Annotated in this window: 32 protein-coding genes; 15 read left to right on the top strand and 17 right to left on the bottom strand. The window is 68.1% G+C overall.

Features of this window, described 5'->3' with window-relative positions; translation table 11 throughout:
• Positions 1-38: 38 nt before the first annotated feature.
• The 6 genes from ABE957_RS02740 to zapE all read right to left on the bottom strand — a co-directional run bounded on the left by ABE957_RS02740 (position 39) and on the right by zapE (position 5053).
• Positions 39-809, bottom strand: a complete 771-nt coding sequence (locus ABE957_RS02740) for a cytochrome c1 (protein WP_349757141.1) — start codon at positions 807-809, stop codon at positions 39-41.
• Positions 809-2068 carry a cytochrome b gene (locus ABE957_RS02735; protein ID WP_089846089.1) on the bottom strand — a complete coding sequence of 420 codons (1260 nt, stop codon included), beginning with the start codon at positions 2066-2068 and terminating at the stop codon, positions 809-811. Before ABE957_RS02735 ends, ABE957_RS02740 begins: the two co-directional genes overlap by 1 nt.
• Positions 2068-2661 (bottom strand): ubiquinol-cytochrome c reductase iron-sulfur subunit, encoded by a 594-nt coding sequence (petA, locus tag ABE957_RS02730; RefSeq protein WP_349757140.1) that lies wholly within the window; start codon positions 2659-2661, stop codon positions 2068-2070. Before petA ends, ABE957_RS02735 begins: the two co-directional genes overlap by 1 nt.
• A gap of 217 nt (positions 2662-2878) precedes the next feature.
• Positions 2879-3268, bottom strand: coding sequence for a 30S ribosomal protein S9 (rpsI, locus tag ABE957_RS02725; protein WP_349757139.1), 390 nt, complete (start codon positions 3266-3268; stop codon positions 2879-2881).
• 13 nt (positions 3269-3281) lie between these two features.
• On the bottom strand, positions 3282-3710 hold the full coding sequence (rplM, locus tag ABE957_RS02720) for a 50S ribosomal protein L13 (RefSeq protein ID WP_071941796.1): 429 nt from the start codon (positions 3708-3710) through the stop codon (positions 3282-3284).
• Between the two features lie 152 nt (positions 3711-3862).
• Positions 3863-5053 carry a cell division protein ZapE gene (gene zapE / locus ABE957_RS02715; RefSeq protein WP_349757138.1) on the bottom strand — a complete coding sequence of 397 codons (1191 nt, stop codon included), beginning with the start codon at positions 5051-5053 and terminating at the stop codon, positions 3863-3865.
• 197 nt (positions 5054-5250) lie between these two features.
• Between zapE and ABE957_RS02710 the strand changes: the two genes are divergently transcribed.
• A complete protein-coding gene (locus ABE957_RS02710; RefSeq protein WP_349757137.1) occupies positions 5251-5694 on the top strand; it encodes a Z-ring associated ZapG family protein in 444 nt (147 codons plus the stop codon).
• Between the two features lie 100 nt (positions 5695-5794).
• Here the strand turns inward: ABE957_RS02710 and ABE957_RS02705 are convergent, their stop codons facing one another.
• Complete coding sequence (locus ABE957_RS02705) at positions 5795-6556, bottom strand: Nif3-like dinuclear metal center hexameric protein (RefSeq protein WP_349757136.1); 762 nt, start codon at positions 6554-6556, stop codon at positions 5795-5797.
• 103 nt (positions 6557-6659) lie between these two features.
• Between ABE957_RS02705 and ABE957_RS02700 the strand changes: the two genes are divergently transcribed.
• Positions 6660-7883, top strand: a complete 1224-nt coding sequence (locus ABE957_RS02700; protein ID WP_349757135.1) for a S1C family serine protease — start codon at positions 6660-6662, stop codon at positions 7881-7883.
• 187 nt (positions 7884-8070) lie between these two features.
• Here the strand turns inward: ABE957_RS02700 and hisD are convergent, their stop codons facing one another.
• The 9 genes from hisD to ABE957_RS02655 all read right to left on the bottom strand — a co-directional run bounded on the left by hisD (position 8071) and on the right by ABE957_RS02655 (position 14894).
• Complete coding sequence (gene hisD / locus ABE957_RS02695) at positions 8071-9393, bottom strand: histidinol dehydrogenase (RefSeq protein ID WP_349757134.1); 1323 nt, start codon at positions 9391-9393, stop codon at positions 8071-8073.
• A gap of 73 nt (positions 9394-9466) precedes the next feature.
• The gene (gene hisG / locus ABE957_RS02690) at positions 9467-10129 is read right to left on the bottom strand and encodes an ATP phosphoribosyltransferase (RefSeq protein ID WP_349757133.1); all 663 of its coding nucleotides are present in this window, start codon (positions 10127-10129) and stop codon (positions 9467-9469) included.
• A gap of 20 nt (positions 10130-10149) precedes the next feature.
• Positions 10150-11412 carry a UDP-N-acetylglucosamine 1-carboxyvinyltransferase gene (gene murA, locus ABE957_RS02685; RefSeq protein ID WP_349757132.1) on the bottom strand — a complete coding sequence of 421 codons (1263 nt, stop codon included), beginning with the start codon at positions 11410-11412 and terminating at the stop codon, positions 10150-10152.
• 12 nt (positions 11413-11424) lie between these two features.
• Entirely contained in the window at positions 11425-11679 is a 255-nt protein-coding gene (locus ABE957_RS02680; protein ID WP_138181527.1) for a BolA family protein, read from the bottom strand.
• A gap of 161 nt (positions 11680-11840) precedes the next feature.
• A complete protein-coding gene (locus ABE957_RS02675) occupies positions 11841-12179 on the bottom strand; it encodes an STAS domain-containing protein (RefSeq protein ID WP_349757131.1) in 339 nt (112 codons plus the stop codon).
• A complete protein-coding gene (locus tag ABE957_RS02670) occupies positions 12176-12817 on the bottom strand; it encodes an MlaC/ttg2D family ABC transporter substrate-binding protein (RefSeq protein ID WP_432765386.1) in 642 nt (213 codons plus the stop codon). Before ABE957_RS02670 ends, ABE957_RS02675 begins: the two co-directional genes overlap by 4 nt.
• Before the next feature lie 4 nt (positions 12818-12821).
• Positions 12822-13286 carry an outer membrane lipid asymmetry maintenance protein MlaD gene (mlaD, locus tag ABE957_RS02665; RefSeq protein ID WP_349757130.1) on the bottom strand — a complete coding sequence of 155 codons (465 nt, stop codon included), beginning with the start codon at positions 13284-13286 and terminating at the stop codon, positions 12822-12824.
• Positions 13287-13302: 16 nt separating this feature from the next.
• Entirely contained in the window at positions 13303-14085 is a 783-nt protein-coding gene (gene mlaE, locus ABE957_RS02660; RefSeq protein WP_349757129.1) for a lipid asymmetry maintenance ABC transporter permease subunit MlaE, read from the bottom strand.
• Complete coding sequence (locus tag ABE957_RS02655) at positions 14082-14894, bottom strand: ABC transporter ATP-binding protein (protein ID WP_315586866.1); 813 nt, start codon at positions 14892-14894, stop codon at positions 14082-14084. The genes mlaE and ABE957_RS02655 overlap by 4 nt, the downstream gene beginning before the upstream one ends.
• 157 nt (positions 14895-15051) lie before the next feature.
• Here ABE957_RS02655 and ABE957_RS02650 point away from each other — a divergent pair, with 157 nt between their 5' ends.
• The 12 genes from ABE957_RS02650 to ABE957_RS02595 all read left to right on the top strand — a co-directional run bounded on the left by ABE957_RS02650 (position 15052) and on the right by ABE957_RS02595 (position 23869).
• Positions 15052-16002: a calcium/sodium antiporter gene (locus ABE957_RS02650; protein ID WP_349757128.1), complete on the top strand. Its 951-nt coding sequence runs from the start codon at positions 15052-15054 to the stop codon at positions 16000-16002.
• A gap of 40 nt (positions 16003-16042) precedes the next feature.
• The gene (locus ABE957_RS02645) at positions 16043-17038 is read left to right on the top strand and encodes a KpsF/GutQ family sugar-phosphate isomerase (protein WP_349757127.1); all 996 of its coding nucleotides are present in this window, start codon (positions 16043-16045) and stop codon (positions 17036-17038) included.
• 47 nt (positions 17039-17085) lie between these two features.
• Positions 17086-17658, top strand: a complete 573-nt coding sequence (locus ABE957_RS02640) for a KdsC family phosphatase (RefSeq protein WP_349757126.1) — start codon at positions 17086-17088, stop codon at positions 17656-17658.
• A 3-nt stretch (positions 17659-17661) separates the two neighbouring features.
• Positions 17662-18246, top strand: coding sequence for an LPS export ABC transporter periplasmic protein LptC (gene lptC, locus ABE957_RS02635; RefSeq protein ID WP_349757125.1), 585 nt, complete (start codon positions 17662-17664; stop codon positions 18244-18246).
• On the top strand, positions 18246-18773 hold the full coding sequence (gene lptA, locus ABE957_RS02630) for a lipopolysaccharide transport periplasmic protein LptA (RefSeq protein WP_432765391.1): 528 nt from the start codon (positions 18246-18248) through the stop codon (positions 18771-18773). The genes lptC and lptA overlap by 1 nt, the downstream gene beginning before the upstream one ends.
• Positions 18773-19498, top strand: coding sequence for an LPS export ABC transporter ATP-binding protein (gene lptB, locus ABE957_RS02625; RefSeq protein WP_349757123.1), 726 nt, complete (start codon positions 18773-18775; stop codon positions 19496-19498). The genes lptA and lptB overlap by 1 nt, the downstream gene beginning before the upstream one ends.
• Positions 19499-19652: 154 nt before the next feature.
• Positions 19653-21071: an RNA polymerase factor sigma-54 gene (locus ABE957_RS02620; protein ID WP_349757122.1), complete on the top strand. Its 1419-nt coding sequence runs from the start codon at positions 19653-19655 to the stop codon at positions 21069-21071.
• A gap of 170 nt (positions 21072-21241) precedes the next feature.
• Entirely contained in the window at positions 21242-21550 is a 309-nt protein-coding gene (gene hpf, locus ABE957_RS02615) for a ribosome hibernation-promoting factor, HPF/YfiA family (protein ID WP_089846043.1), read from the top strand.
• 7 nt (positions 21551-21557) lie between these two features.
• Positions 21558-22043 carry a PTS sugar transporter subunit IIA gene (locus ABE957_RS02610; RefSeq protein ID WP_349757121.1) on the top strand — a complete coding sequence of 162 codons (486 nt, stop codon included), beginning with the start codon at positions 21558-21560 and terminating at the stop codon, positions 22041-22043.
• 46 nt (positions 22044-22089) lie between these two features.
• Complete coding sequence (gene rapZ, locus ABE957_RS02605) at positions 22090-23010, top strand: RNase adapter RapZ (RefSeq protein WP_349757120.1); 921 nt, start codon at positions 22090-22092, stop codon at positions 23008-23010.
• Between the two features lie 3 nt (positions 23011-23013).
• Positions 23014-23283 carry an HPr family phosphocarrier protein gene (locus tag ABE957_RS02600; protein ID WP_349757119.1) on the top strand — a complete coding sequence of 90 codons (270 nt, stop codon included), beginning with the start codon at positions 23014-23016 and terminating at the stop codon, positions 23281-23283.
• 46 nt (positions 23284-23329) lie between these two features.
• The gene (locus ABE957_RS02595) at positions 23330-23869 is read left to right on the top strand and encodes a BUD32 family EKC/KEOPS complex subunit (RefSeq protein ID WP_349757117.1); all 540 of its coding nucleotides are present in this window, start codon (positions 23330-23332) and stop codon (positions 23867-23869) included.
• Between the two features lie 22 nt (positions 23870-23891).
• On the opposite strand, the gene pmbA is transcribed toward ABE957_RS02595, so the two are convergent.
• Positions 23892-25232, bottom strand: coding sequence for a metalloprotease PmbA (gene pmbA, locus ABE957_RS02590; RefSeq protein ID WP_349757116.1), 1341 nt, complete (start codon positions 25230-25232; stop codon positions 23892-23894).
• A 116-nt stretch (positions 25233-25348) separates the two neighbouring features.
• Between pmbA and yjgA the strand changes: the two genes are divergently transcribed.
• A complete protein-coding gene (gene yjgA / locus ABE957_RS02585; RefSeq protein ID WP_349757115.1) occupies positions 25349-25855 on the top strand; it encodes a ribosome biogenesis factor YjgA in 507 nt (168 codons plus the stop codon).
• The last annotated feature ends 215 nt before the right edge of the window (positions 25856-26070 follow it).

The following is a 26070-nucleotide window of genomic DNA, read 5'->3' as shown; positions in this document are numbered from 1 at the left end:
TATGGCCATGCGCCCCGCGGTTCACTGTCGCTGGCGGATCAGTGAATGTCGCGCCAGTACTCACGCTTGAGCAGGTAGCCGATGACACCGAAGATGAAGATGAAGATCAGCACCTTGGGCCCCAGCGACTGAGCCTGCAGCTTGGACGGCTCGCCGGCATAGGCCAGGAAGTTGGTGAGGTCGTAGATCGCCTCCTCGAACTCCTCGGGCTCCATCTGGCCGGGCTTTGTCACCTGCAGCGTCTCGCAGGACTGGTACTTGCCGGTCAGCGGATCCAGCTCGGCCCCCGGGACCGGCTTGTCGCTGGCAGCGCAGACCTTCTCCTGCACCCCCTGCAGCGGCTCCAGCACGTTGGGCATGGCGACCAGCGGGAAGACCGCGTTGTTGACGCCGGTGGGACGCTCCGGATCCTTGTAGAAGCTCAGCAGGTAGGTATAGACCCAATCCGTGCCGCGCAGACGCGCCTCGAGGGACAGGTCCGGCGGCGGCGCGCCGAACCATCCCTCGGCATCGCCGCTGTCCATGGCGATGTGCATCTGGTCATTGAACTTCAGGGCGTCGGAGAAGATCAGGTTGTCCTCGACCAGCCCCTGGGGCATGTCCAGATCCTGAGCCGCCCGCGAGAAACGCTGGTGCTCCATGGAGTGGCAGCCCATGCAGTAGTTCACGAAGAGCTTCATGCCGTTCTGCAGCGAGGCCTTGTCCTCGAGGTCCGGGTTCATCTCCTCCAGGTGGACGCCTCCGCCTCCGGCGGCGAACCCGACCATCGGCACCAGCGCGAAGAGCAGTGCGAACAGTTGCTTTTTCATTAGCCAGTCACCCTTTCCGGAACGGGTTTGGTCTTCTCCAGCCGGGTGTAGATCGGCATCAGCAGGAAGAAGGCGAAGTAGAGCGCGGTGCACAGCTGGGCGACCAGGGTCCGCGTCTCGGTGGTCGGCAGCACGCCGAGCACGCCGAGGATCACGAAGCTGATGGCGAACAGCAGCAGCATCACCTTGGAGATCCACCCCTTGTAGCGCATGGAGCGTACCGGGCTCTTGTCCAGCCAGGGCAGCACGAACAGGATGGCGATCGCCCCCCCCATCACGATGACCCCCAGGAACTTGGCGTCGAGACCGAACAGACTGAAGGTGATCGCCCGCAGCATCGCGTAGAAGGGCGTGAAGTACCACACCGGCGCGATGTGATCCGGCGTCTTCAGCGGGTTGGCCGGTTCGAAGTTCGGCTTCTCGATGAAGTAGCCGCCGCCTTCCGGGAAGTAGAAGATCACCACCGCGAAGACGAACAGGAACACCGCCACGCCGACAATATCCTTCACCGTGTAGTACGGATGGAAGGGAATGCCGTCCAGCGGCTTGCCGGTCTCGTCCTTCTTCTTCTTGATGTCGATGCCGTCGGGGTTGTTGGAGCCGACCTCGTGCAGGGCGATGATGTGCAACACCACCAGCGCCAGGATCACGATGGGCAGGGCCACCACGTGCAGGGCGAAGAAGCGGTTCAGGGTGATGCCGGAGATCAGGAAGTCACCGCGCACCCACTGCGCCAGATCCGGGCCGATGGCCGGAATGGCGGAGAACAGCGAGATGATGACCTGGGCCCCCCAGTAGGACATCTGACCCCAGGGCAGCAGGTAGCCCATGAAGGCCTCGGCCATGAGCGCCAGGTAGATGGTCATGCCGAAGATCCACACCAGCTCGCGGGGCGCCTTGTAGGAGCCATAGAGCAGGCCGCGAAACATGTGCAGATAGACCACGACGAAGAAGGCCGAGGCCCCGGTGGAGTGCATGTAGCGGATCAGCCACCCCCACTCCACGTCGCGCATGATGTACTCGACCGAGGCGAAGGCGCCCTCGGCGGAGGGGTTGTAGCTCATGGTCAGCCAGACACCGGTGAGGATCTGGTTGACCAGCACCAGCAGGGCCAGCGAGCCGAAGAAGTACCAGAAGTTGAAGTTCTTCGGCGCGTAGTACTTGGCCAGGTGCTCTTCCCACATCTGGGTCGCGGGGAAGCGGTCGTCGACCCAGCGCATGAAGCCGCGCTCCGCCTTGGCCTTGTTAGGATTACCCATCAGGCAGACTCCTCATCTTCGCCGACAGTGATCAGTACATCGCTGTCGAAGCGGTAAGGTGGCACTTCGAGGTTGGTCGGCGCCGGCACATTGGCGAACACGCGACCCGCCAGGTCGAAGCGTGAGCCGTGGCAGGGGCAGAAGAAGCCACCGGGCCAGTCTCCGACATCGACACTACCCGGCTCGGGCTTGAACAGCGGCGAGCAGCCCAGGTGGGTGCAGATGCCGATCAGCACGCCGATCTCAGGCTTGATGGAGCGCAACGTCCCCTCCACGTAGGCCGGCTGCTGCGGCACGCTGGAATCGGGATCTGCCAGCTCTGCGGGGTCGATCGCCTCGGTGCGCTCGATCATCGCCGGCGAGCGATTGAGGATCCACACCGGCTTGCCACGCCATTCGACCGTCATGCGCTGCCCGGGTTCGAGCTTCGACACGTCTGCCTGCACGGGCGCACCCGCGGCTCTCGCCCTGGCGCTCGGCTGCCAGGAAGCTACAAAGGGGACCGCAACCCCGACGGCACCCACCGCACCCACGACGGTGGTGGCACCTACGAGGAAACGGCGCCGACCCTTGTTTACGCCGTTATCTGCCATTTCAGATTTCTCCCATCGACTTACCCGCTGTTCCATCACGGGCAGTGAATCCCCCGCGACCACGGATATCAAATGCGCACTATCTTAAAAAATCGCGTCGCCCCGCACAAGGAAAGGTTCCCTGCCCGCGGAGCAATACGGCGACAAATTCTTGATCCGAAACAAGAAACGCCCAGGTCACAGGACCTGGGCGTGTTCGAGCGGCAATACGTGCGTATCAGCGCTTGGAGAACTGCGGGCGACGACGCGCCTTGCGCAGGCCGACCTTCTTACGCTCGACCTTACGGGCGTCACGCGTGACGTACCCGGCTTCGCGCAGCTGACCGCGGAAGTCCTCGTTGTACTCCATCAGGGCACGAGTGATGCCGTGACGGATAGCGCCGGCCTGGGCGCTGCCGCCGCCACCCTTGACGGTGACGTAGACGTCGAACTGGCCGAGGGTCTCGGTCAGTTCGAGGGGCTGACGGACCACCATGCGGCCGGTGACGCGACCGAAGTACTGGTCCAGATCACGGCTGTTGACGGTGATCTTGCCGGTGCCCGGCTTCAGGAAGACGCGCGCGGTAGAGGTCTTGCGGCGCCCGGTACCGTAATACTGCTGTGTCATGGCGAAGACTCCCTCAGATGTTCAGTTCTTGCGGCTGCTGGGCAGCGTGCGGATGCTCGGTGCCGGCGTAGACCTTGAGCTTCGAGTACATGGCACGACCCAGGGGACCCTTCGGCAGCATGCCCTTGACGGCGGACTCGATGACACGCTCCGGTGCGTGGGCGATCATCTTCTCGAAATTCATGGAGCGCAGGCCGCCCGGATAACCGGTGTGGCGGTAGTAGGTCTTGGCGTTGACCTTGTTGCCGGTGACCTTCACCTTCTCGGCATTGATCACGACGATGTAGTCGCCGGTATCGACATGCGGGGTGAACTCCGGCTTGTGCTTGCCACGCAGGCGGCGAGCGATCTCGGTGGCCAGGCGACCGAGTGTCTTGTCCGCAGCGTCGACGACGAACCAGTCGCGCTGGACGGACTGCGGCTTGGCAGTGAACGTCTTCATGGGTGAATCACCATTAGGATGTATTGGGTTCTGCCGCCGGATGTCCGGCATGGAACCGTCCCTATTCTTCTTGGTTGCCCGTCCCGAAGGACGCTGCAACGGTCGAGCGAGCGCGCATTCTACACGACCCGCGCCCCGGAGGGGAAGGGGCGTCAGGGCTTGTGGGGCAGCGCCAGGTAATCGTGGGACTGCATCTCCTGCAGCCGCGAGAGCGTGCGCTGAAACTCGAACTCCAGGCGTCCGTCGCGATAGAGCTCCTCGGCCGGCACTTCGGCGGACATCAGCAGCTTGACGCCGCGATCGTAGAACTCGTCGACCATGTTGATGAAGCGCCGCGTGCGATCGTCGGTGGCACCGCTCATGCGGGTGACGTTGGAGACCAGCACGCTGTGAAACTCGCGCGCCAGCTCGATGTAGTCGTTCTGGCTGCGCGGCCCGTCGCAGAGCTCACTGAACTCGAACCACACCACATCGTCGTGCAGCCGGCGTGTGTGCAGCACGCGGTGATTGATCTCGAGGGGCGCGCCCTCCTCCCCCTCGTGGCCGGCGATCTCGCGAAAGCTGCGGGCGAGTTCGACCTCGGCTTCGGCATCGAGCGGGGCGTGAAAGATCTCGGCGCGCTCCAGCACGCGCAGCCGGTAGTCGACGCCCGAGTCGACGTTGACCACCTCGCAGTGACGCTCGAGCAGGTCGATGGCCGGCAGGAAGCGCGCTCGCTGCAGGCCGTCCTTGTAGAGCTCCCCGGGAACGATGTTGGAGGTCGCCACCAGCACCACGCCGTGCTCGAAGAGCGATTCGAGCAGGTTGGCCAGGATCATCGCATCGGTGATGTCCTTGACGAAGAATTCGTCGAAGCAGATCACCCGCACCTCGGCGGCGAACTTGGCGGCGATCAGCGACAGCGGATTCTTCTCCCCCTTGTAGTGCTCGAGCTCGTTGTGCACCCGCTGCATGAAGCGGTGGAAATGGGTGCGCATCTTCTCGGGAAAGGGCAGCGTCTCGAAGAAGGTGTCCATCAGGTAGGTCTTGCCGCGCCCCACGCCGCCCCAGAAGTAGAGCCCGTTGACGGCAGGCAGCGCCGGCTCGGCGGGTGCGTCGCGCCCGCCACGCCCGAACAGGCCCGCCACCCGCGAGGCGAGCCCGCCGCCGCGCCTCGGCGGCGCCACCCGCGAGGGCGGCGTGGCCACCAGGTCATCATAGAGGCGCTGCAGATGCGCCACCGCCTGCTCCTGGGCGGCATCGTGCTGGAAGTCACGGCGTTCGAGATCGGCTCGGTAGCGGGTCATCGGCGTCTCGGGCCGACGCGACTCGCGGGAGGCCTTAGGGGGGTGCGTCTCGCTCATGGGGGATTCCTGATGGCCTGTCCTCGGGCTTTGGCGTGGGCATTATACGCATCCCATCGGTCATTGGCATGTGCGCCCTCCCGCATTGACCCGGCACACAGGCTCGCCTCTATAATGGAGCCCCGGCCATAAACGGCCTCACGAGGGCGCCGGCGGCCGGCACGCCACAGGGCCATTGCTCCAGGGAGACGTACAACGTGGATGAGACCAACATCAGCTGGGTGCTGGCCGCCGCCTGCCTGCTGGCCGGCATCGGGATCGGGGCACTGGGCTACCACCTGCTCAACGCCAGCGCCGGCAATACCCAACGCTTGCGCCAGCGCCTCGCCGAGCGCGAGCGGGCCCTGGCCGAGCTCAAGGACGGCCTGGGCGACAGCCTGGAGCGCATCGGCCAGCTGGCCGAGAGCCTGCGACGGGAAAGCCAGAGCCTCGAGCAGGAGGCCGCGACGGCCAGCACCACCCTGGGCGCCCCCTCGCTGCGCCGCCAGGCCATGGACGCCGCCACCCCCGCGCCCGCCGAGGACGCCGCCGAGCCGGCCGTGCCCCGCGACTATGCCGCGGGCAACCGCGGCACCCTCTCCGAGGACTTCGGCCTGAAGCCGGCCGGGGAAGGCGAGACTCCGCAGCCGCCGCGCTACTGAATCGACGCGCTACTGAGTCGACGGGCGCTTGTCGCGCCTACGACACCTTGCGACCTGCACGTCCGCGCCCCGGCCCACCGCCGGGGCGTCGTCGTTGTGATCAGGCCGGATTGTCGATATCGACGAAGCGGTGCTCGATATCCCACTGGGCGGCCAGCCGCTCGCCCAGCGCCTGCACCCCGTAGCGCTCGGTGGCGTGGTGGCCCGCCGCCAGGTAGTGGATGCCCATCTCGCGGGCCAGGTGGGTGGTGCGCTCCGAGATCTCCCCGGAGATGAAGGCGTCGGCGCCGGCCTCGAAGGCGGTGGCGATCATGTCCTGGGCACCGCCGGTACACCAGGCGACCCGACGGATCTCTCCGCCGCCCGGCGCCTCGATCAGCAGCGGCTCGCGCCCCAGGCACTCGCCCACGTCGCGGGCCAGCCCCGCGGCATCGAGGCCGGGCGACGGCTCGCCGAGCCACACCAGCCCCTCGCCGAGCGCCCCGTCGGCGCAACCGGTGACGCTGAAGCCCAGCCGCCGGCCAAGCTCGGCGTTGTTGCCGAGTTCGCGGTGGGCATCCAGCGGCAGGTGGTAGGCCAGCAGGTTGATGTCGTGGGCCAGCAGCGTCGCGAGGCGCCGGCGCTTCATGCCGGTGATGGCCACCGGCTCGTTCTTCCAGAAGTAGCCGTGATGGACCAGCACGAGATCCGCCTGCCAGGCCACGGCCTCGTCGAGCAGCGCCTGACAGGCCGTCACGCCGGTCATCACCCGGGCCACCCGCTCACGGCCGGCCACCTGCAGGCTGTTCAGGGTGTAGTCCTTGAAGCGCTCGGGCTCGAGCAGGCGATCACAGGTGGCGACCAGGTCGTCTCGATTCATCATGCAGCCTCCGGGCGCGGTCGGGTTGGTAATGTTACAATCCGCCCAGTGTAACCAGCGGGCGGATACCCCGCGACCCAGCATCGTCGACAAGGACTCCCGCCGCATGCGACGCACCCTGCTCCCCTACCTCTGGCCCGTGCTCATCGGCGTGCTGGGGGCCATCGTGCTGCTCAACGCCTTCCCGCAGCTGATCGGACGTCCCGCCCCAGCACCCTCTGCCGCCACGCCCTATGACATCGCCCCGCCTACCCCCGAGGAGCAGGCCGAGCCCCGCGACGCCCCCGAGGTGCGCCAGGCCGACCCGCTGACGCGACAGCAGGGACCGGTGAGCTATGCCCAGGCGGTGGCCCGTGCCGCGCCGGCCGTGGTCAACGTCTATTCGTCCCGGGTGGTCGAACGGGAAGAGCATCCGCTGATGTCCGACCCCTTCTTCCGGCAATTCTTCGGCGACGAGACGCCCCGCCGGCAGCGAATGCTCTCGAGCCTCGGCTCCGGGGTGATCGTCAGCGAGGACGGCTACGTGCTGACCAACCACCACGTGATCCGCGGGGCCGACCAGATCCAGGTCGCACTGCGCGACGGACGCGAGACCCTCGCCAAGGTGATCGGCACCGACCCGGAGAGCGATCTCGCCGTGCTGCGCATCGAGCTCGAGTCGCTGCCGGTGATCGAGCTGACCGATACCACCCAGATCGCCATCGGCGACGTGTCCCTGGCCATCGGTAACCCCTTCGGAGTCGGCCAGACGGTCACCATGGGCATCATCAGCGCCACCGGGCGCAGCCATCTGGGCCTCAACGCCTACGAGGACTTCATCCAGACCGATGCCGCCATCAACCCCGGCAACTCGGGCGGCGCCCTGGTCAATGCCGAGGGGGCGCTGATCGGCATCAACACCGCGATCTTCTCGCGCTCCGGCGGCTCTCAGGGCATCGGCTTCGCGATCCCCACCAACCTGGCCCGCAGCATTCTCGAGGAGCTGGTCGTGCGGGGGCGCGTCATCCGCGGCTGGATGGGCATCGAGGCCCAGGAGCTCAACCAGGAGCTCGCCGCCTCCTTCGGCCTGAAGAACCCCATCGGCGTGGTGATCGCCGGCGTGGTGCCGGATGGGCCCGGCGACCGGGCCGGCCTGCAGCCCGGCGACGTGCTACTGGAGGTCGACGGCGAGCCGGTGCTGGATCCCCGACAGACCATGAGCGACATCGCCGCGGTGGAGCCCGGTACCCGCCTGCCGCTGACGGTGGTGCGCGGCGGCGAACGCCGCGAGGTGACCATCGAGCTGGGCGAGCGGCCGACGCCGGCGCTGCCCCGCCCCGGGCAGCGCTAAGGGCGACAGGCACTCCATGACAGGAAAAGCCCCATCATGAGCAGCCACCCGCCCCGTGATGCGAGCGACTCCCACGCCTGACCTCAACGCCCAGCCAGAAACACGAAGGGCCCCGCCATCCGGCGGGGCCCTTCGTCGATCTCGAGCGGCCACGTTCCTGCGCCCTATACCCTGCCTGGGCTAGGGATCAGGGCTTCAGGCGATACTCCGCGGAGCGCGCGTGGGCGGTCAGCGACTCGCCCCGCGCCAGGGTCGAGGCGATCTTGCCAAGCTCGCCGGCGCCCTCGGCGGAGCAGTGGATGATCGAGGAGCGCTTCTGGAAGTCATAGACCCCGAGCGGCGAGGAGAAGCGCGCCGTGCCCGAGGTCGGCAGCACGTGGTTGGGCCCGGCACAGTAGTCGCCCAGCGCCTCGGCGGTGTAGCGCCCCATGAAGATGGCGCCGGCATGGCGCACATCACCAAGCCACCCCTCCGGATTGGCCACCGAGAGCTCCAGGTGCTCCGGGGCGATGCGATTGATCAGCGCCGCCGCCTCGTCGCGATCCCGGCAGCGGATCAGCATGCCGCGACGCGACAGCGACTCGCGCACGATTTCCGCCCGCTCCAGGGTCGGCAGCAGCCGGGCGATGGCCGCTTCCACGTCCGCCAGGTGCGCCTCATCCCAGCTCACCAGGATCGCCTGGGCATCTTCGTCATGCTCCGCCTGGGAGAAGAGATCCATGGCCAGCCAATCGGGATCGGTGCCGCCGTCGGAGACCACCAGGATCTCCGAGGGGCCGGCGATCATGTCGATGCCCACCTGGCCGAACACCGCCCGCTTGGCGGTGGCGACGTAGATGTTGCCCGGCCCGACGATCTTGTCGACCCGCGGCACCGTCTCGGTGCCGTAGGCCAGCGCCGCCACCGCCTGGGCCCCGCCGAGGGTGAAGACGTGATCGACGCCGGCCAGGTAGGCCGCCGCCAGCACCAGCTCGTTGAGCACGCCGTCGGGGGTCGGCACCACCATGACGATCTCGCGCACCCCGGCCACGTGGGCGGGAATGGCGTTCATCAGCACCGAGGAGGGATAGGCCGCCTTGCCGCCCGGCACGTAGATGCCGGCGCGATCCAGCGGTGTGACCTGCTGGCCGAGCACGGTGCCGTCCGCCTCGGTGTACTGCCAGGAGGCCGGCTTCTGATGTTCGTGATAGACCCGGATGCGCTCGGCGGCCGCGGTGAGCGCGTCGCGCTGCTGCGCCGGCAGGCCCTCGTAGGCCTCGCGCAGGCGCGGCTCGCCCAGCGTCAGCTCGGCCATGGAGACGACACTCAGGCGGTCGAAGCGATTGGAGTACTCGACCAGCGCCGCGTCGCCCCGCGCCCTCACCTCGGCGAGGATCTCGTCGACGCGCTGCTGGATCGTCGCATCGGAGACGCCCTCCCAGGACAACAGGTGATCCAGGCGGGCATCGAAGTCGTCCTGCTCGGTCGACAGCCGGGCGATGTCGACGCCGTCGGTGGGGGATTCGCTCATGGCAATGCTTCCTCTCGCATCAAGTTCGTCGCATCAAGTTCGTCGCATCAGAGGCGCCGTCGGTCACCGGGCGTTACGACGCCGACAGGGTCGCGCCGTCGCGACGCGCCGCCACGGCCTCATTGAGGCGGGCGAGCAGCGGCTTGAGCCGGGCATGCTTCATGGTCATCGCGGCCTTGTTGACCACCAGCCGGGTGCTCACCGGGGCGATCAGCTCGCGGGGCTCCATGCCGTTGGCGCGCAGAGTGTTGCCGGTATCGACGATATCGACGATCTCGTCGGCCAGGTTCATCAACGGCGCCAGCTCCATGGCGCCGTAGAGCTTGATCACCTCGGCCTGGATGCCCTGCTCGGCGTAGTAGCGGCGCGCCACGTTGACGAACTTGGTGGCCACCCGGCGCCGCGCCCGGGCCGGCTCGGCCCCGGTGATGCCGGCGGTCATCAGCTTGCAGCGGGCGATCTCCAGGTCGAGCGGCTCGTAGAGTCCCTCGACGCCATGCTCGAGCAGCACGTCCTTGCCGGCCACGCCCAGATCCGCCGCCCCGAGCTGCACGTAGGTCGGCACGTCGGTGGCCCGGATCACCACCAGCTTGACGTCCGGCAGGTTGGTGTCGAAGAGCAGCTTGCGGCTCTTGCCCAGGTCCTCGGCCGGGGTGATGCCGGCATCGGCCAGCAGCGGCAGGGTCTCGTCGAGAATGCGGCCCTTGGAGAGGGCCAGGATCAGTTGCTTGCTCATGGGTCTCGCCTGTTGTCGGCTCAGCCGGGAATGCGCCGGATGCGCGCGCCCAGCAGCTGCAGTTTTTCCTCGATGCACTCGTAGCCACGGTCGATGTGGTAGATGCGGTCGACCAGGGTCTCGCCCTCGGCCATCATCGCCGCGATCACCAGCGAGGCCGAGGCCCGCAGGTCGGTGGCCATCACCGGCGCGCCGGAGAGCGCCTCCACGCCGGTGATCATCGCCGTGTTGCCCTCCAGGGCGATGTCGGCGCCCATGCGATTGAGCTCCTGCACGTGCATGAAGCGGTTCTCGAAGATGGTCTCGACCACCCGAGAGCTGCCCTCGGCGACGGCGTTCATGGCCACGAACTGGGCCTGCATGTCGGTGGGAAAGGCCGGATAGGGCGCCGTGCGCAGGTTGACCGCCTTGGGGCGGCGGCCCTGCATGTCGAGCTCGATCCAGTCATCGCCGGTGGTGATGGTGGCGCCGGCCTCCTCGAGCTTGGCCAGCACCGCATCGAGGATGTCGGCGCGGGTCCGGCGCACCCTGACCCGCCCCCGGGAGAGCGCTGCCGCCACCAGGAAGGTGCCGGTCTCGATGCGATCCGGCATCACGTCGTGGTAGGCGCCGTGCAGGCGCTCGACGCCCTCGATGACGATGGTGTCACTGCCGTGACCGCGGATGTTCGCACCCATCTTGATCAGGCACTCGGCGAGGTCGACCACCTCGGGCTCCTTGGCCGCGTTCTCGAGCACCGTGGTGCCTTCGGCCAGTGTGGCCGCCATCAGCAGGTTCTCGGTGCCGGTCACGGTGACCGTATCGAAGAAGATGGTGGCGCCGTGCAGCCGGCCGTCGACCCGGGCACGGATGTAGCCGCCCTCGACGCTGATCTCGGCGCCCATGGCCTGCAGGCCATGGATGTGCAGGTCCACCGGGCGCGAGCCGATGGCGCAGCCGCCGGGCAGCGAGACGTCGGCGTGGCCGAAGTGGGCCAGCAGCGGCCCGAGCACAAGGATCGAGGCGCGCATCTTCTTGACCAGCTCATAGGGCGCGTGACAGTCGGTCACCTGGGAGCCGTCGAGCTGGATGCACATCTTGTCGCCCATCACCGGCTGCACGCCCATGTGGCCGAGCAGCTCCAGGGTGGTGGTGATGTCCTGCAGGTGCGGCAGGTTGCCGATGGTCACCGACTCGTCGGCCAGCAGGGTCGCGCAGAGGATCGGCAGGGCGGCGTTCTTGGCACCGCTGGCCCAGACCTCGCCGTCGACGGGGCCGTTGCCGGTAATGATCAGCTTGTCCATGAAAGGTCGCCCTCAGGCCCCCTGCTGGTCGGTGGCCGCCTGCCACTGCTGTGGCGTATAGGTCTTGATGCTCACCGCGTGCAGGGCACCTGAGGCGATCTCCTCGGTCAGCGCACCGTAGATCATCTGCTGACGCTTGACGGGCGAGAGTCCCTCGAAGACCTCGCCCACGGCGACCACCTGGAAATTGCAGCCTTCGCCCTGGATGTGAAACTCGCAGCCGTCGAGTCGGTTCTCGAGCAGCGCCTTGACGTCACTGGGTTGCATGGAACCGGCACTCCTGTGGTTCATCGATTCGTCGCGGAAACGCCCGCCGGGCCCGCCATGGCAGGCGGGGGCATTCCAACATGGCAGAACATGGTAAAGAAAAGCACCGCGCTTGGCGATGGGGAGGGGACAGGGAGGCGACAGCGAGGCGCGGGGCGCGCTCAGGCGGCCTCGGCGGCCCCCAAGGGCAGCAGGGTATCGAGCCCTGCCACCCGGGTCAGGCGCGTAAGCGGCGGCGAGAGGCGCACGCGCGCGACGTGCACACCCGCCTCACGGGCCCGGCGCGTCCACTCCAGCAGCACGCTCAGCGCGGCGCTGCTGACGCGGCCGACCCCGCTCAGGTCGAAGGTCACCTCGCTGCCCGCCGGCCGGGCCGCCAGCCAGTCGCGGCCGGCCTCGGCCAGCGCCGAGGCCACCCCGAAGCCGACCTCCCCGGTCACCGCCAGGCGCCGCTCATCGGCCTCCAGGCACGAGCCGTGCCGCTCGAACAGCACGCTCATGCGCTGCCGCCCTGCTCCAGCTCCTCGACGGCGAGGTCGGGCGACCAGCCATTGATCACCGCGTCGTAGTCGCGGTTGTTGTCGCGCATGGCCTGATCGAACTGGTTGCGGAAGGTCAGCCCGAGGTTGATGCCGTTGACGATCACGTTGACCACCTTCCATTGCCCGTCGTCCAGGCGCAGGGAGTAGCTGACCGGATAGACGGTGCCGTCGTTGGCCACCACCTCCATGGCCACGCTGGCCTGGTCATCAAAGCGCGAGGCCTGCTGATTGTCGAGCACGCGAATCTCGCGATAGTCGAAGGTCACCAGCCCCTTGGAGTAGGTGTCGATCAGCGTCTTGCGGAAGGTCTCGACGAAGCGCGAGCGCTGCTGGGGCGAGGCGTTGCCGAAGTAGCGGCCCATCACGCTGGCACCGATGTAGCGAAAGTCGGCCACGTCCTCGAGGCTGTCGTCGACGATGGCCTCGAGTTCATTGAGGTGATCGGCGAAGTACGCCTCGCGCCCCTCGATGCGCATCATCAGATCGTCGATGCTGTCACGGATCATCCGCTCGGGGCCCTGGTCGGCCATCAGCGGCAGGGCCACCAGCAGCAGGCAGAGCCCGGCAAACAGGGCACGCAGATTCATCGTCTTCATGTCGTTACTCCTTGACCATGCTGGTCACGAACTGCTGGATGAGCTCTTCCAGTACCAGGGCCGATTGGGTGTCGCGCAGCGTATCGCCATCGGCGAGGGTCTCGGGCGCGCCGCCCACCGAGAGGCCGACGTACTGCTCGCCCAAGAGGCCCGCGGTGAGGATGGCGGCGGTGCTGTCCTCGGGCAGCTGCCCCTCCAGCTCACCGTCGAGCTCCATCACGACCCGCGCATCGTACCAGTCGGTGTCCAGCTCGATGGTCTCGACCCGCCCCACGGTGACCCCGGCCATGGTGACCCGGGCACGCGGCTTCAGGCCACCGATGTTGGCGAAGTTGGCCTCGAGCCGGAAGGTCTCGCTGGGCACGCTCAGGCTGAGTCCGCTGACCCGGAGTCCCAGGAACACCAGGCCCAGGATACCGGCCAGCATGAACAGGCCGACCCCGAGTTCCATCGTCTTGCTGCGCTTCATCCGTTTGCTCCGAACATCAGGAAAGCTCTCCGAACATCAGGGCGGTGAGCAGGAAATCCAGGCCCAGTACCGCCAGAGAGGAATAGACCACCGTGCGGGTGGTGGCACGCGAGATGCCTTCCGAGGTGGGAATCAGGTCGTAGCCCTGGAAGACGGCGATCCAGGTCACCACCAGGGCGAACACCAGGCTCTTGATCAGGCCGTTGCCGACGTCCTCGAAGAACTCGACGCTGGCCTGCATGTTCCCCCAGTAGGAGCCCTCGAACACCCCCAGCCACTCGACGCCGACCAGCTGACCGCCCCAGACACCTACCGCACTGAAGCCGATGGTCAGCAGCGGCAGGGCCACGAAGCCGGCCCAGAGCCGCGGGGCGATAATGCGACGCAGCGGATCGACACCGATCATCTCCATGCTGGTCAGCTGCTCGGTGGCCTTCATCAGACCGATCTCGGCGGTCAGGGCCGAGCCGGCTCGCCCGGCGAAGAGCAAGGCCGCCACCACCGGGCCCAGCTCGCGCAACAGCGACAGCGCCACCATCTGCCCCAGCGCCTGCTCGGCGCCGAAGTCAACCAGGATGGTGTAGCCCTGCAGGGCCAGCACCATGCCGATGAACAGCCCCGAGACCAGCACGATGGCCAGCGACATCACGCCGACGAAGTGCATCTGGCGCACCCACAGGTACAGCCCCTCGCGGCTCGGCACGCCCACCGCGGACTGGCCAAGGAAGATGCCGGCCCGCCCCAGGGACTCCATTACCTCGCAGCCGCGTCGCCCCAGGAGGCGAATTCGCTCGATCATTGCGGCCCCCCGCTGCCCAGGATATCGGCGTGGAAGTCCATCGCCGGGTAGTGGAACGGCACCGGCCCGTCCGGCTCGCCGTGCATGAACTGGCTGACGCGCGGGTCGCGGTCCGCATCGAGGCTCGCCGGAGTCCCGTGGGCCATCACCTGGCCGTCGGAGATCACGTAGACATAGTCGGCGATGCTCAGGGTCTCCTTGATGTCGTGAGAGACCACGACGGCCGTCAGACCCAGCGCCTCGTTGAGGCGCTTGATCAGCTGGACGAGCACGCCCATGGAGATGGGATCCTGCCCCGCGAAGGGCTCGTCGTAGAGGATCAGCTCCGGGTCGAGCGCAATCGCGCGGGCCAGCGCCACGCGCCGCGCCATGCCGCCGGATAGCTCCGACGGCATCAGCCCGCGGGCGCCCCGCAGCCCTACCGCCTGCAGCTTCATCAGCACCAGATCGCGGATCATCGCCTCGGGCAGATCGGTGTGCACTCGCAGCGGAAAGGCCACGTTCTCGTAGACATCCAGGTCAGAGAACAGTGCCCCGCTCTGAAAGAGCATGCCCATCCGCTTGCGCAGGCCGAACAGGTCCCGGCGTGAGAGCGCATGGACGTCCTGGCCATCGATGCACACACGACCGGCATCGGGCGTGAGCTGGCCGCCGATCATCTTGAGCAGGGTGGTCTTGCCGGTGCCACTGGGGCCCATGATGGCGGTGATCCGCCCGCGCGGGATGGTCAGCTCGACGCCGCGGAAGATCTCCTTCTCACCGCGTGAGAAGTGCAGGCCCTCCACTTCGACGAAGGTGGAGTCCGTCATTGCATCAGCTTCCTTCGCAAAATCAGCGTCCTTCGCAAAATTGTCGAACATCGTATCCTAACCATCCCCTGGCGCGCCAGCGCCCCGAGGGAACCCTTGCACCGCCGGGGCCCGCCATGTTCAATGTGCGCCCTTCATTCCCCGCTCGGATCTCGCCATGCTGGTTCCCCTGCTGATCGTGTCGCTCGGTTTCATCGGCCTGCTGTGGAGTGCCGACCGCTTCGTCGGGGCCGCCGCCGCCACCGCCTGGCGGGCCGGCATGAGCACCCTGCTGGTGGGCATGACCATCGTCTCGCTGGGCACCTCGGCCCCGGAGATCGTGGTCTCGGTGATGGCCTCCCTGGATGGCGTGCCGGACCTGGCCGTCGGCAATGCGCTGGGTTCCAACATCGCTAATATCGCCCTGGTACTGGGCGTGACCGCCCTGGTGGTGCCAATCCCGGTGCGCTTCTCCATCGTGCGACGTGAACTGCCGCTGCTGCTCGGCGCCACCGGCCTGGCCGGCTACGCGCTGGCCAACGGCCATCTCGATCGCCTCGATGGGGCGCTGCTGCTGCTGGTGCTGGTGTTCAGCCTGTGGTGGCTGTTTCGGGCCGACACCCCGGACGATGAGACCGCGGGCGAGATTCCCGGCATGCCGCTGGGCCAGGCCCTGGCCTGGCTGATCGGCACCCTGGTGATCATGGTGGCAAGCTCACGGGCGCTGGTGTGGGGCGCTAGCGAACTGGCTCGCGGGCTCGGCGTCAGCGAGCTGACGATCGGCCTGACCGTGGTGGCCATTGGCACCAGCCTGCCAGAACTCGCCGCCTGCGTCGCCAGCGCGCTGAAGCGCCACCACGACCTGGCCATCGGCAACGTCATCGGCTCCAACCTCTTCAACATGCTGACCGTGCTGCCCGTTCCCGCCCTGCTGGCGCCGGGCGCCACCGACCCCGCCGCGGCCGCCCGCGACTATCCGGTGATGCTGCTGCTGACCCTGGCGCTGGGAGCGCTGCTCTTGTGGAACCGCCGTGGCCAGCTGGGCCGGCTACCCGGGGCCCTGCTGCTGCTCTGTTACCTCGCCTATCTGACCTGGCTGGGAAGCGCGGGCTTCTCCCCTGCGGCCTGACCCCTTGAGTGAAACCTCACAACGGGCAACAATCACTGCCATGACCAACGACACGCCCTCCGCGGCCGGCACCTCCCTCCTGCGCGACAGTGCCCGCCGCACCCTGGAACTGGAACAGCAGGCCGTGGCGGCCCTGTCCGAGCGCCTCGACGACGCCTTCGACCATGCCTGCCGGCTGATACTGGCCTGCCGCGGCCGCGTGGTGGTCACCGGCATGGGCAAGTCGGGACATATCGCCGGCAAGATCGCCGCGACGCTGGCGAGCACCGGCACGCCGGCCTTCTTCGTGCATCCCGGCGAGGCCAGCCACGGCGACCTGGGCATGATCACCCGCGGCGACGTGGTGCTGGCGCTCTCCAACTCCGGCGAGACCGCCGAGGTCACCGCCCTGCTGCCCCTGCTCAAGCGCATGGGCACGCCGCTGATCAGCATGACCGGTCGCCCCGACTCGACACTGGGCCGCCACGCCGACGCCCATCTGGACGCCGGGGTCGAACGCGAGGCCTGCCCGCTGGACCTGGCGCCGACCTCGTCCACCACCGCCGCCCTGGCGCTGGGCGATGCCCTAGCCGTGGCGCTGCTCGAGTCGCGCGGCTTCACCGCCGAGGACTTCGCCCTCTCCCACCCCGGCGGCAGCCTCGGCAAGCGCCTGCTGCTGCGGGTCGCCGACCTGATGCATCAGGGCCATAGGCTGCCCGCGGTGCCGCTGGGCAGCCCGCTGCGCGATGCGCTGCTGGAGATCACTCGCCAGGGCCTGGGCTTCACCTGCGTGGTGGGCGAGGATGGCCGACTGGCCGGGGTCTACACCGACGGCGACCTGCGCCGCACCCTCGACCAGCACAGCGACCTCTCGACCCTGAGCGTCGACGACGTCATGACCCGTCCCGGCAAGCGCATCGCCCCCGACACCCTGGCCGCCGAAGCGGTGCGCCTGATGGAGGACGGGCGCATCTCGGCGCTGGCCGTGGTCGACGCCGACGGCCGCCCGATCGGCGCCCTGCACATGCACGACCTGCTCGCCAGCGGCGTCATCTGACGTCTCTCGACCAACTCGCTACCGCCCGACCCTCGACCGGAGACACCATGAGCCTCGTCCCTACCCAGCCACACCGCCCCCTCAACGACGGCCAGCTGGTCGACCGCCTGCGCCATGTCCGCCTGTTGGCGATGGACGTCGACGGCGTGCTCACCGACGGGCGCCTCTACTTCCAGGCCGATGGCGTCGAGATCAAGGCCTTCCACACCCTCGACGGCCACGGCATCAAGCTTCTCCAGCGCGCCGGGATCGTGGTGGCCCTGATCACCGGACGCGACTCGCCGATGGTCAGCCGGCGCGCCGCCGCACTGGGCATCCAGCACGTCTTCCAGGGCGCCGAGAAGAAGCTGACCGTGCTGCGCGAGCTGTGCGCCCGCCTGGAGCTGGAGCTCGAGCAGGTCGCCTACTGCGGTGACGACATGCCCGACGTGGCCGCCATCCGCCGGGCCGGGGTCGGCATCAGCGTGCCCGGCGCGCCGGCCTACATCCGCGATCAGGCCGACTGGGTCACCGAGGCCGTGGGCGGCCACGGCGCGGTGCGCGAGATCTGCGACACCCTGCTGCAGGCCCAGGGGCACTGGGACGCCGTGCTCGACACCTACCTCCACGGCGCGAGCTGAGCCATGGGCCTGCCGCGTCCCGGCTTTCGTACCGGGCTTCTTCTGCTGCTGCTCGCCCTGGGTGGCGGACTGGCGCTGCTCGACCTGCAGGACGCGCCGCCCCCCGGCCCGGTGCCGGGCGACGCCTCTGGCGAGCCCGACTACTACCTGGAGGACGCCCGGCTGACGCGCTTCGATGCCAGGGGCGAGCCCCATCAGCGCCTCGACACGCCGCGCCTGACCCATACCCCCCACGACGACGTCACCCGCCTCGAGCAGCCCGATGGGCGGCTTTACGACGCCTCGGGCCGGGTATGGCTGGCCAGCGGCGAGCACGGCACCCTGGGCGCGGGGGGGAACCCGCTGACCCTGACCGGCGACGCGCGCCTGCTGGCCCCGGCCGAGCGCTGGCAGCTGGATACCGAGATCCTGCACTTCGACGCCGACAGCGGCCATGCCTGGAGCGAGACCCCGGCGCTGCTGCGCCAGCCGCCCCAGCGGATGCGCGGCGAGCGCTTCGACGCCTGGATCCATGACAACCGCGCGCGACTGACCGACAATGTGCGCGGCCACCATCCGCCCGACACCCGCGAGGTCCCCGAGTCATGATGCGAGCTTCCTTCGCCCCCCTGCTGACCCTCGGCGTCATCGGCCTGCTGCTCGGCAGCGCTCCGACCCTGGCCCTGGAGGGCGATGCCAGCGCCCCGATCCAGGTGGAGGCTGATCGCCTCGACCTCGACGACCGCGCCGGCACCGCCGTCTATACCGGCGACGTGGAGATTCAGCAGGGCAGCATGCAGCTGACCGGCGCGCGGGTGGAGATCCGCCGCAACGACCAGGGCCAGCTGACGCTCGCCACCGCCACCGGCGAGCGCGCCTACATCGAGCAGCAGCCCGCCCCGGACGAGCCCCTGGTGCGCGGCTGGGGGCGCACCGTCATCTACCATGTCGCCGAGCGTCGCATCGAGCTGATCGACCGCGCCGAGCTCCATCAGGGCGGCGACACCTTCGACGGCGGCTACCTCGAATACTTCCTCGACCGGCGCGTCGTCCAGGCGCGCTCCGAGGCGCAGGGCGTCGAGGAGCGCCAGCGCGTGCGCATGACCCTCGAACCGGAACAGCAGGACGGCACGTGATGAAGACCCTCAAGGCCGAACATCTGGCCAAGAGCTACAAGCGGCGCCGGGTGGTGCAGGACATCAGCCTCGCCATCGAGCAGGGCCGGATCGTCGGCCTGCTCGGCCCCAACGGGGCCGGCAAGACCACCTCCTTCTACATGATCGTCGGCCTGGTGCGCGCCGATGCCGGCGCCGTGCATATCGACGAGCAAGACCTGTCGACGGCGGCCATGCACGAGCGGGCCCGGGCCGGCATCGGCTACCTGCCCCAGGAGGCCTCGATCTTTCGCAAGCTGTCGGTCGCCGACAACATCATGGCGATCCTCGAGACCCGCCGCGACCTCGACCGCCGGGGCCGCGAGCGCCGGCTCGAGGAGCTGCTCGAGGACTTCCACGTGACCCACATCCGCGACAACCTGGGCATGAGCCTCTCCGGGGGCGAACGGCGGCGGGTCGAGATCGCCCGGGCACTGGCCACCGAGCCCGCCTTCATCCTGCTCGACGAGCCCTTCGCCGGGGTCGACCCGATCTCGGTGGGCGAGATCAAGGGCATCATCCGTCAGCTCAAGGCCCGCGACATCGGCGTGCTGATCACCGACCACAACGTGCGCGAGACCCTCGACATCTGCGACACCGCCTACATCGTCGGCGACGGACGGATCATCGCCGAGGGGGATGCCGAGGCGATCCTGGCCAACCAGCGCGTCCGTGACGTCTACCTGGGCCAGGACTTCCGCCTCTGACCGCCGCCTCGATCGCAATCGACTGATATAAATGTCGTTATTCGCCGACGGCATGCCGCTTGCGCATGGCACGATTGTTGCAATTTCTTCGGTTGCACCCCCCGCGCCCAGCGGCTAGGGTGGGATTTTTCGGCACGTCGAGGGAACTCCTCTCATGGCCATGAAGGCTTCCCTGCAGCTTCGCGTCGGCACCCAGCTGACCATGACCCCCCAGCTGCAGCAGGCCATCGCCCTGCTGCAGCTCTCGACCCTGGACCTGCGCCAGGAGATCCAGCAGGCGCTGGAATCCAACCCCCTGCTGGACGTCGAGGAGGAGTTCGGCGAACAGGCGGTGAGCGAGACGCCCGACGACGACTGGGCCAGCGAGATCCCCGCCGAACTCACCACCGACAGCGACTGGTCCGACACCTACCAGGATCTGGGCGGCGCGCCCGCCGGCGGCGAGGCGCCCGACTTCGAACGCCAGGCCGCGGGCCAGAGCCTTCAGGGCCACCTGGCCTGGCAACTGGCGATGACCGACCTGGACGAGCGCCAGCTGCGCATCGCCGAGAGCCTGATCGACGCCGTCAACGGCGACGGCTACCTCACCCAGCCCCTGGAGGAGATCCGTGACGGCCTCAAGGCCCAGGGCCTCGCCGGGCTCAGGAGCCGGGAGGTCGAGCAGGTACTGCTGCGCCTCCAGCAGTTCGAGCCCACCGGGGTCTTCGCCCGGGACCTGCGCGAATGCCTGCTGCTGCAGCTCGCCACGCTGCCCGACGACACCCCGCTGCTGCCACAGGCTCGCCGCCTGGTGCGCCAGTTCCTCGAGGCGCTGGCCGGCGATGACCGCCGACTGCTCAAGCGCCGCCTCGGCCTCGATGACGACACCCTCGACACGGCCATCGGCCTGGTGCGCTCGCTGGACCCACGCCCCGGCAGCGCCTTCGGCGAGGGCGACAGCGACTACGTGATTCCCGACCTCGTCGCCCGCCACACCCGCGAGGGCTGGCAGGTGGAGCTCAATCCCGAGGCCATGCCACGCCTGCGCATCCAGCCGGACTACGCCGCGCTGATTCGTCGCGCTGACAAGAGCGCGGACAACCAGTTCCTCAAGGATCACCTGCAGGAGGCGCGCTGGCTGATGAAGAGCCTCTCCAGCCGCAACGACACCCTGCTGCGGGTGGGTCGCGAGATCATGGTGCGCCAGCTCGACTTCCTGGAGCGCGGAGAGGAGGCCATGAAGCCGCTGATCCTGGCCGATATCGCCCAGGTCGTGGAGATGCACGAATCGACCATCTCGCGGGTGACCACCCAGAAGTTCATCCACACCCCGCGCGGCATGTTCGAGCTCAAGTACTTCTTCTCCAGCCAGGTGGGTGGCGGCAGCGGCGAGGGCGACGCCCACTCCAGCACCGCCATTCGCGCGCGGATCCGCAAGCTGATCCAGGACGAACCCCCGCGCAAGCCGCTCTCGGACAGCCGGCTGGTCGCCCTGCTCGACGAGGCCGGCATCGGTGTGGCGCGGCGCACGGTCGCGAAATATCGCGAGGGGATGGGCATCCCCTCCTCCAGCGAGCGCAAGCGCCTGCGTTGAACGCCGCGAATGGCCGTCTCGACACTCCCCAATGCCGGCGTCCGATGCGGGCGCAAGCACTTGAATTGACGCCGTTCGACGAGCGTCCTGCTGCCCCCGACCGAGGGGGTATGCAGGACGGCAAAAAGGGTTACAATCGACTCACACCCCGTAAGAGCAAGGAGCGTGTCATGCAAGTCAACATCACCGGCCATCATGTGGAACTGACCGACGCACTGCGTGACTATGTGCAGGAAAAACTGACCCGCGTCGAGCGTCATTACGACAACATCACCAACGTGCAGGTCACCCTCTCCGTGGAGAAGGAACGCCAGCAGGCCGCCTGCACCCTGCATGCCGCCGGTGCCGACCTCCATGCCGAGGCCATGGAGAATGACATGTACGCCGCCATCGATGCGCTGGCCGACAAGCTCGACCGTCAGCTGGTCAAGCACAAGGAAAAGGCCCAGGCCCGCGCCCAGGGCGCCGGCGCGCGCTGACTCCATCATGACACTGGACGCCATCCTGCCCCCCGAGCGCGCGCTCTTCGACGTGCCCGGGGGAAGCAAGAAGCGGGTGCTGGAGTTCTTCAGCACCTTCATCGCCCAGAACACACCCAGCCTCGACAGCCAGGAGGTATTCAGCCGCCTGATCGGCCGCGAGCGGCTGGGCAGCACCGGCATCGGCCACGGGGTCGCCATTCCGCATGCGCGAAACCCGCACTGCAAGGCGCCCATCGCCGGCTTTCTGAAGCTGGCCGAGCCGGTCGACTTCGACGCCATCGACGGGGAGCCGGTGGACCTGGTCTTCGTGCTGCTGGTGCCCGAGGAGGCCGACGAGGCGCACCTCGCCCTGCTGGGGCAGGTCGCCGGCGTGATGAACGACGCCGATACCCGCGGGCGTCTGCGTCATAGCTCAAGCCAGCGCGAGCTTCATGAGCATCTCATGGAGGCGATACGACAACAGGCCCCGAGCGGCCGCCAGGGCGGCTGATCCCTCCCGGGACACCGCCCGCCCCTTTCACGACCAGGAGACCCGCATGCAGCTCGTGATCATCAGTGGCCGGTCGGGTTCCGGCAAGTCGATCGCGCTGCAGGCGCTGGAAGACCTGGGCTACTACGCCATCGACAACCTGCCGGCCATGCTGCTCGGGCCGCTGGTCGACGAGCTCCAGCAGGGCCGCAGCGTGCGCTCCTCAATCGCCGTCAGCATCGATGCGCGCAACCTGCCCGACGCCCTCGCGCGCTTCCCGGAGCTCCTTGACGACCTGCATACCCGCGACCTCGAGTGCCAGGTGGTCTACCTGACCACCGATGCGCGGATCCTGCTGGAGCGCTACTCCCACACCCGCCGCCGCCATCCGCTCACCCGCGATAGCGACATGACCCTGGCCGAGGCCATCGATACCGAGGAGCAGGCGCTCTCGGAGATTCGCGACCTCGCCGACCTGGTGATCGACACCACCCGGCTCTCGGTGCATGAGCTGCGCGGACGCATCACCGACCAGGTGGCGGGACATCGCGCCGAGCAGATGACCCTGACCGTGGAATCCTTCGGCTTCAAGCGCGGCGTTCCCCTGGATGCGGATATCGTCTTCGACGCGCGCTGCCTGCCCAATCCCTACTGGGACCCGGCCCTGCGCGATGCCACGGGACGCGACCCCAGCATCATCGCCTTCCTCGACGGCTACCCGGTCGTCGCCGAGATGCATGACGACATCCTCGCCTGGGTGGAACGCTGGCTGCCGCGCTATCGCACCAGTCAGCGCAGCTACCTGACCGTGGCCGTCGGCTGCACCGGCGGCCAGCACCGCTCGGTCTACCTGGCCGAGCGGCTGGCCGCCCACCTGGCGGCGCGACACGCCGGCGTCAGGCTGCGCCATCGCGAGCTGGGCGTACAGATCAGCCTCCCCGACGAGCAGGCATCGATGGATATCGACGCGCCTCAGGAAGGAGCCTGAGGCGTGCCGAGCCGCAAGCTGACCCTGACCAACCGACGCGGCCTGCATGCCCGCGCCGCCACCAAGCTCGTGCAGTGCTGCCAGCCCTTCGATGCGCACGTCACCGTGCACCGCGGCGGCCAGCAGGCCGATGCCGGCAACATCATGTCGCTGTTGATCCTCGCTGCGCCCTGCGGCACCGAGCTCGAGGTGCACACCCAGGGCGAGGAGGCCGACGCGGCCCTCGAGGCCATCTCCGCGCTCTTCGAGGCCCGTTTCGACGAGGACGCCTGACCGATAGCCGCCACGACCGGTACTATTCACCCTGCCGAGCCCATTTATGGAACTGATCCAGAGCGGCAAGTACTCACTCGTCCACTACGACCCTGAGCACGACCACTTCATCAAGACCTTCCAGCCGAAGGCCGTCGATCGTCTGCGCTACGTGCTGCGCATTCGCCCCTACCCGGGCCACAACTTCGCCCTGATCGCCAAACGGTTGGATGAACTCGGCATCGCCACGCCGACCATCGTCGAGACGGCACGCTACCGCTCGGTGACCGAGAACATTCATGGCACGCCCCTGAAACAGCTCATTCTCGATTCGCCGATGCTTCAGGAGCAGTACCTCGATGCGCTGGAGGCGTTCGATCGCCACGGCATCCATTGTCGCGGCCTGCACACCAATAATTTTCTGGTCCGCGATCATCGCCTGGTTGCCATCGACCTCGATGCCTACAAGGCCCCACGCTGGGTGCGCTACTCCCGCCGCGAGTACCTGGACTGCCTGAAACGCTCCCTGAAGGGCCAGGAGGCGTTCCTGTTCACGGGCCTGCTCGAGCGATTGGGCCTGGACGAGAACTACCAACCGCGGGGTTAAACGCCTCCAGGTCCCGCCCGGCTCAGCTGCCGGCCACCATCATCTCGTCGATCAGCCAGCTGCCGGTGTGGATGCTGCCGCGGGTATCGATATCGTCGCCCAGGCCCACCAGCCCCTGGAACATCGTCTCGAGGTTGCCGGCGATGGTGAACTCCTCCACCGGATGCTGGATCTTCCCGTCCTCGACCCAGAAGCCGGCCGCCCCGCGGGAATAGTCGCCGGTCACGCCATTGACACCCTGCCCCATCAGCTCGGTGACCAGCACGCCGCGCCCCATGCGCTCGAGCAGCGCCTCGCGGCTCTGAAGCGGCGCCGTGATGCGCAGGTTGCGGGCGCCGCCGGCGTTGCCGGTCGTCTCGAGCCCGAGGCGCCGCGCGCTGTAGGCCGAGAGCATATAGCTCGCCAGGCGACCGTCGCGGATGAAGACGTTGTCGCGGGTCTGCACGCCGTCGTTGTCGAACGGCGAGCTCGCCATGGCGCCGACCTCCATGGGACGCTCGCCGAGGCTGAACCACTCGGGAAAGAGCGGATCGCCCAGGCGATCGCAGAGGAAGGAGGCCTCGCGGAACAGCGCCCCGCCGGCGATGGCGCTCATCAGGTGACCGACCAGGCCGCTGGCCAGGGTCGGGTCGAAGAGCACGGGCATGCGCCCGGTGGCCGGGCGCTGGCCGCCGAGGCGGCTCAGGGTCCGCAGCGCGGCGCTCTCGCCCACCGCCTCGGCGGCCAGCAGGTCGCGAGGGTCGCGGGCGCTGGTGTAGTCATAGTCGCGCTGCATGCCGTTCGCGTCCTCGGCGATCAGCATGCAGGAGAGCGAGTGGCGGCTGCCGCGCTGGCTACCCAGAAAGCCGTGGCTGTTGGCGTAGACGCGCACCCCCTCGCCGCTGGAGAGGCTCGCCCCGTCGGAGCTCTTGATGCCCGTCACGCCACGCCCGGCCGCCTCGCAGCGCAGGGCGAGCTCGGTGGCCTCGTCGATGGAAAGCGGCCAGGGATGGTGAACCTTCAGGTCCGGCAGCTCGGTGGCCATCAGCGCCGCCTCGGCCAGGCCCGAGGCCGGGTCCTCGCCGGTGTGGCGGGCGAAGGACAGCGCCTTCTCGACCGCGGCGCGCACCGAGGCCTCGCCGGCATCGCTGGAGGAGGCGCTGCCCTTGCGCTGCCCCACGTAGACGGTGACGGCGATCCCCTGATCCCGGGACAGCTCGACCGTTTCCACCTCGCCCTCGCGAACACTGACGCCGACGCCCTGATCGACGCTGGCCCCCACCTCGCAGGCCTCGGCCCCGAGCTGGCGGGCCAGGTCCAGGGCCATCCGGGCGCGACTCTCCAGCAGGGCCTGCTGGGCGGCGGCATCGAAAGCCTGTGTCATGTACGTCTCTCCTTACTCGGCCGGCCTGTCGCCGACCTTCAAGATGGTGCATTGTCCAGCCCCGTGCCGCGGGCTGATATACTGGCGCGATTCGACCCCGACGAAGTGGAACCGGCATGACCCAGGATGACCTCTCCCCGGCCGACGAGCGGCCCAGCAAGTCCCAGCTCAAGCGCGAGATGCAGTCCCTGCAGCAGCTCGGCGAGCAGATCATCGCCATGAGCGACGCCCAGCGTAAGCGCTTTCCGCTCTCCGACGACCTGCTGGCCGCCGTCGAGGAGACCGGGCGCATCAAGGCCCGCGAGGCCCGCCGCCGCCATATGCAGTACGTCGGCAAGCTGATGCGCGGCGAGGACCTCGAGGGCATCCAGGCGGTGTTCGACGAGATCGAGAACGAAAAGCTGCGCCGCGATCATGCCTTTCATCGCCTCGAGCAGTGGCGCGATCGGCTCATCGACGAGGGCGACGACGCCGTCGAGGCCTTCGTGGTCGAGTTCCCCGACATCGAGCGCCAGGCCCTGCGCCAGCTGATCCGCAACGCTCGCCGCGAGCGCGATCAGGGCAAGCCGCCGACCAACGCCCGCCGGTTGTTCAAGCTGATCCGTGACGGCGCAGGATTGTAAGCCTTACGCTGCTCGGGGCTGATCTGCCGGCAGGCCCCGAAGCGCCGGACCGTCAAGGAGGCGCTGTGAATACTTCCTTGTACGCTACCGACGCCCTGCTTTGCTCTCGTGTCCCGCTTCGCTCGCAGGTCCGGTGCTGGCCATCCATGGCCAGCCCTTTTGGAGCAGTGCTCCTCACCCCTGGCGTAGGTCCTCCTCGCTGATCTGCCCCTGGC

The sequence above is a fragment of the Halomonas pelophila genome, from assembly GCF_040196315.1.
GTDB lineage: Bacteria > Pseudomonadota > Gammaproteobacteria > Pseudomonadales > Halomonadaceae > Halomonas > Halomonas pelophila.
Note: the sequence above shows the minus strand (reverse complement) of the source record. Positions and strands in the feature narration are given on the sequence as shown.

Coding starts and splice junctions, on each gene's coding strand:
- ABE957_RS02740 (WP_349757141.1), bottom strand. CDS start 809: ATGAAAAAGCAACTGTTCGCACTGCTCTTCGCGCTGGTGCCGATGGTC.
- ABE957_RS02735 (WP_089846089.1), bottom strand. CDS start 2,068: ATGGGTAATCCTAACAAGGCCAAGGCGGAGCGCGGCTTCATGCGCTGG.
- petA (WP_349757140.1), bottom strand. CDS start 2,661: ATGGCAGATAACGGCGTAAACAAGGGTCGGCGCCGTTTCCTCGTAGGT.
- rpsI (WP_349757139.1), bottom strand. CDS start 3,268: ATGACACAGCAGTATTACGGTACCGGGCGCCGCAAGACCTCTACCGCG.
- rplM (WP_071941796.1), bottom strand. CDS start 3,710: ATGAAGACGTTCACTGCCAAGCCGCAGTCCGTCCAGCGCGACTGGTTC.
- zapE (WP_349757138.1), bottom strand. CDS start 5,053: ATGAGCGAGACGCACCCCCCTAAGGCCTCCCGCGAGTCGCGTCGGCCC.
- ABE957_RS02705 (WP_349757136.1), bottom strand. CDS start 6,556: ATGATGAATCGAGACGACCTGGTCGCCACCTGTGATCGCCTGCTCGAG.
- ABE957_RS02700 (WP_349757135.1), top strand. CDS start 6,660: ATGCGACGCACCCTGCTCCCCTACCTCTGGCCCGTGCTCATCGGCGTG.
- hisD (WP_349757134.1), bottom strand. CDS start 9,393: ATGAGCGAATCCCCCACCGACGGCGTCGACATCGCCCGGCTGTCGACC.
- hisG (WP_349757133.1), bottom strand. CDS start 10,129: ATGAGCAAGCAACTGATCCTGGCCCTCTCCAAGGGCCGCATTCTCGAC.
- murA (WP_349757132.1), bottom strand. CDS start 11,412: ATGGACAAGCTGATCATTACCGGCAACGGCCCCGTCGACGGCGAGGTC.
- ABE957_RS02680 (WP_138181527.1), bottom strand. CDS start 11,679: ATGCAACCCAGTGACGTCAAGGCGCTGCTCGAGAACCGACTCGACGGC.
- ABE957_RS02675 (WP_349757131.1), bottom strand. CDS start 12,179: ATGAGCGTGCTGTTCGAGCGGCACGGCTCGTGCCTGGAGGCCGATGAG.
- ABE957_RS02670 (WP_432765386.1), bottom strand. CDS start 12,817: ATGAAGACGATGAATCTGCGTGCCCTGTTTGCCGGGCTCTGCCTGCTG.
- mlaD (WP_349757130.1), bottom strand. CDS start 13,286: ATGAAGCGCAGCAAGACGATGGAACTCGGGGTCGGCCTGTTCATGCTG.
- mlaE (WP_349757129.1), bottom strand. CDS start 14,085: ATGATCGAGCGAATTCGCCTCCTGGGGCGACGCGGCTGCGAGGTAATG.
- ABE957_RS02655 (WP_315586866.1), bottom strand. CDS start 14,894: ATGACGGACTCCACCTTCGTCGAAGTGGAGGGCCTGCACTTCTCACGC.
- ABE957_RS02650 (WP_349757128.1), top strand. CDS start 15,052: ATGCTGGTTCCCCTGCTGATCGTGTCGCTCGGTTTCATCGGCCTGCTG.
- ABE957_RS02645 (WP_349757127.1), top strand. CDS start 16,043: ATGACCAACGACACGCCCTCCGCGGCCGGCACCTCCCTCCTGCGCGAC.
- ABE957_RS02640 (WP_349757126.1), top strand. CDS start 17,086: ATGAGCCTCGTCCCTACCCAGCCACACCGCCCCCTCAACGACGGCCAG.
- lptC (WP_349757125.1), top strand. CDS start 17,662: ATGGGCCTGCCGCGTCCCGGCTTTCGTACCGGGCTTCTTCTGCTGCTG.
- lptA (WP_432765391.1), top strand. CDS start 18,246: ATGCGAGCTTCCTTCGCCCCCCTGCTGACCCTCGGCGTCATCGGCCTG.
- lptB (WP_349757123.1), top strand. CDS start 18,773: ATGAAGACCCTCAAGGCCGAACATCTGGCCAAGAGCTACAAGCGGCGC.
- ABE957_RS02620 (WP_349757122.1), top strand. CDS start 19,653: ATGGCCATGAAGGCTTCCCTGCAGCTTCGCGTCGGCACCCAGCTGACC.
- hpf (WP_089846043.1), top strand. CDS start 21,242: ATGCAAGTCAACATCACCGGCCATCATGTGGAACTGACCGACGCACTG.
- ABE957_RS02610 (WP_349757121.1), top strand. CDS start 21,558: ATGACACTGGACGCCATCCTGCCCCCCGAGCGCGCGCTCTTCGACGTG.
- rapZ (WP_349757120.1), top strand. CDS start 22,090: ATGCAGCTCGTGATCATCAGTGGCCGGTCGGGTTCCGGCAAGTCGATC.
- ABE957_RS02595 (WP_349757117.1), top strand. CDS start 23,330: ATGGAACTGATCCAGAGCGGCAAGTACTCACTCGTCCACTACGACCCT.
- pmbA (WP_349757116.1), bottom strand. CDS start 25,232: ATGACACAGGCTTTCGATGCCGCCGCCCAGCAGGCCCTGCTGGAGAGT.
- yjgA (WP_349757115.1), top strand. CDS start 25,349: ATGACCCAGGATGACCTCTCCCCGGCCGACGAGCGGCCCAGCAAGTCC.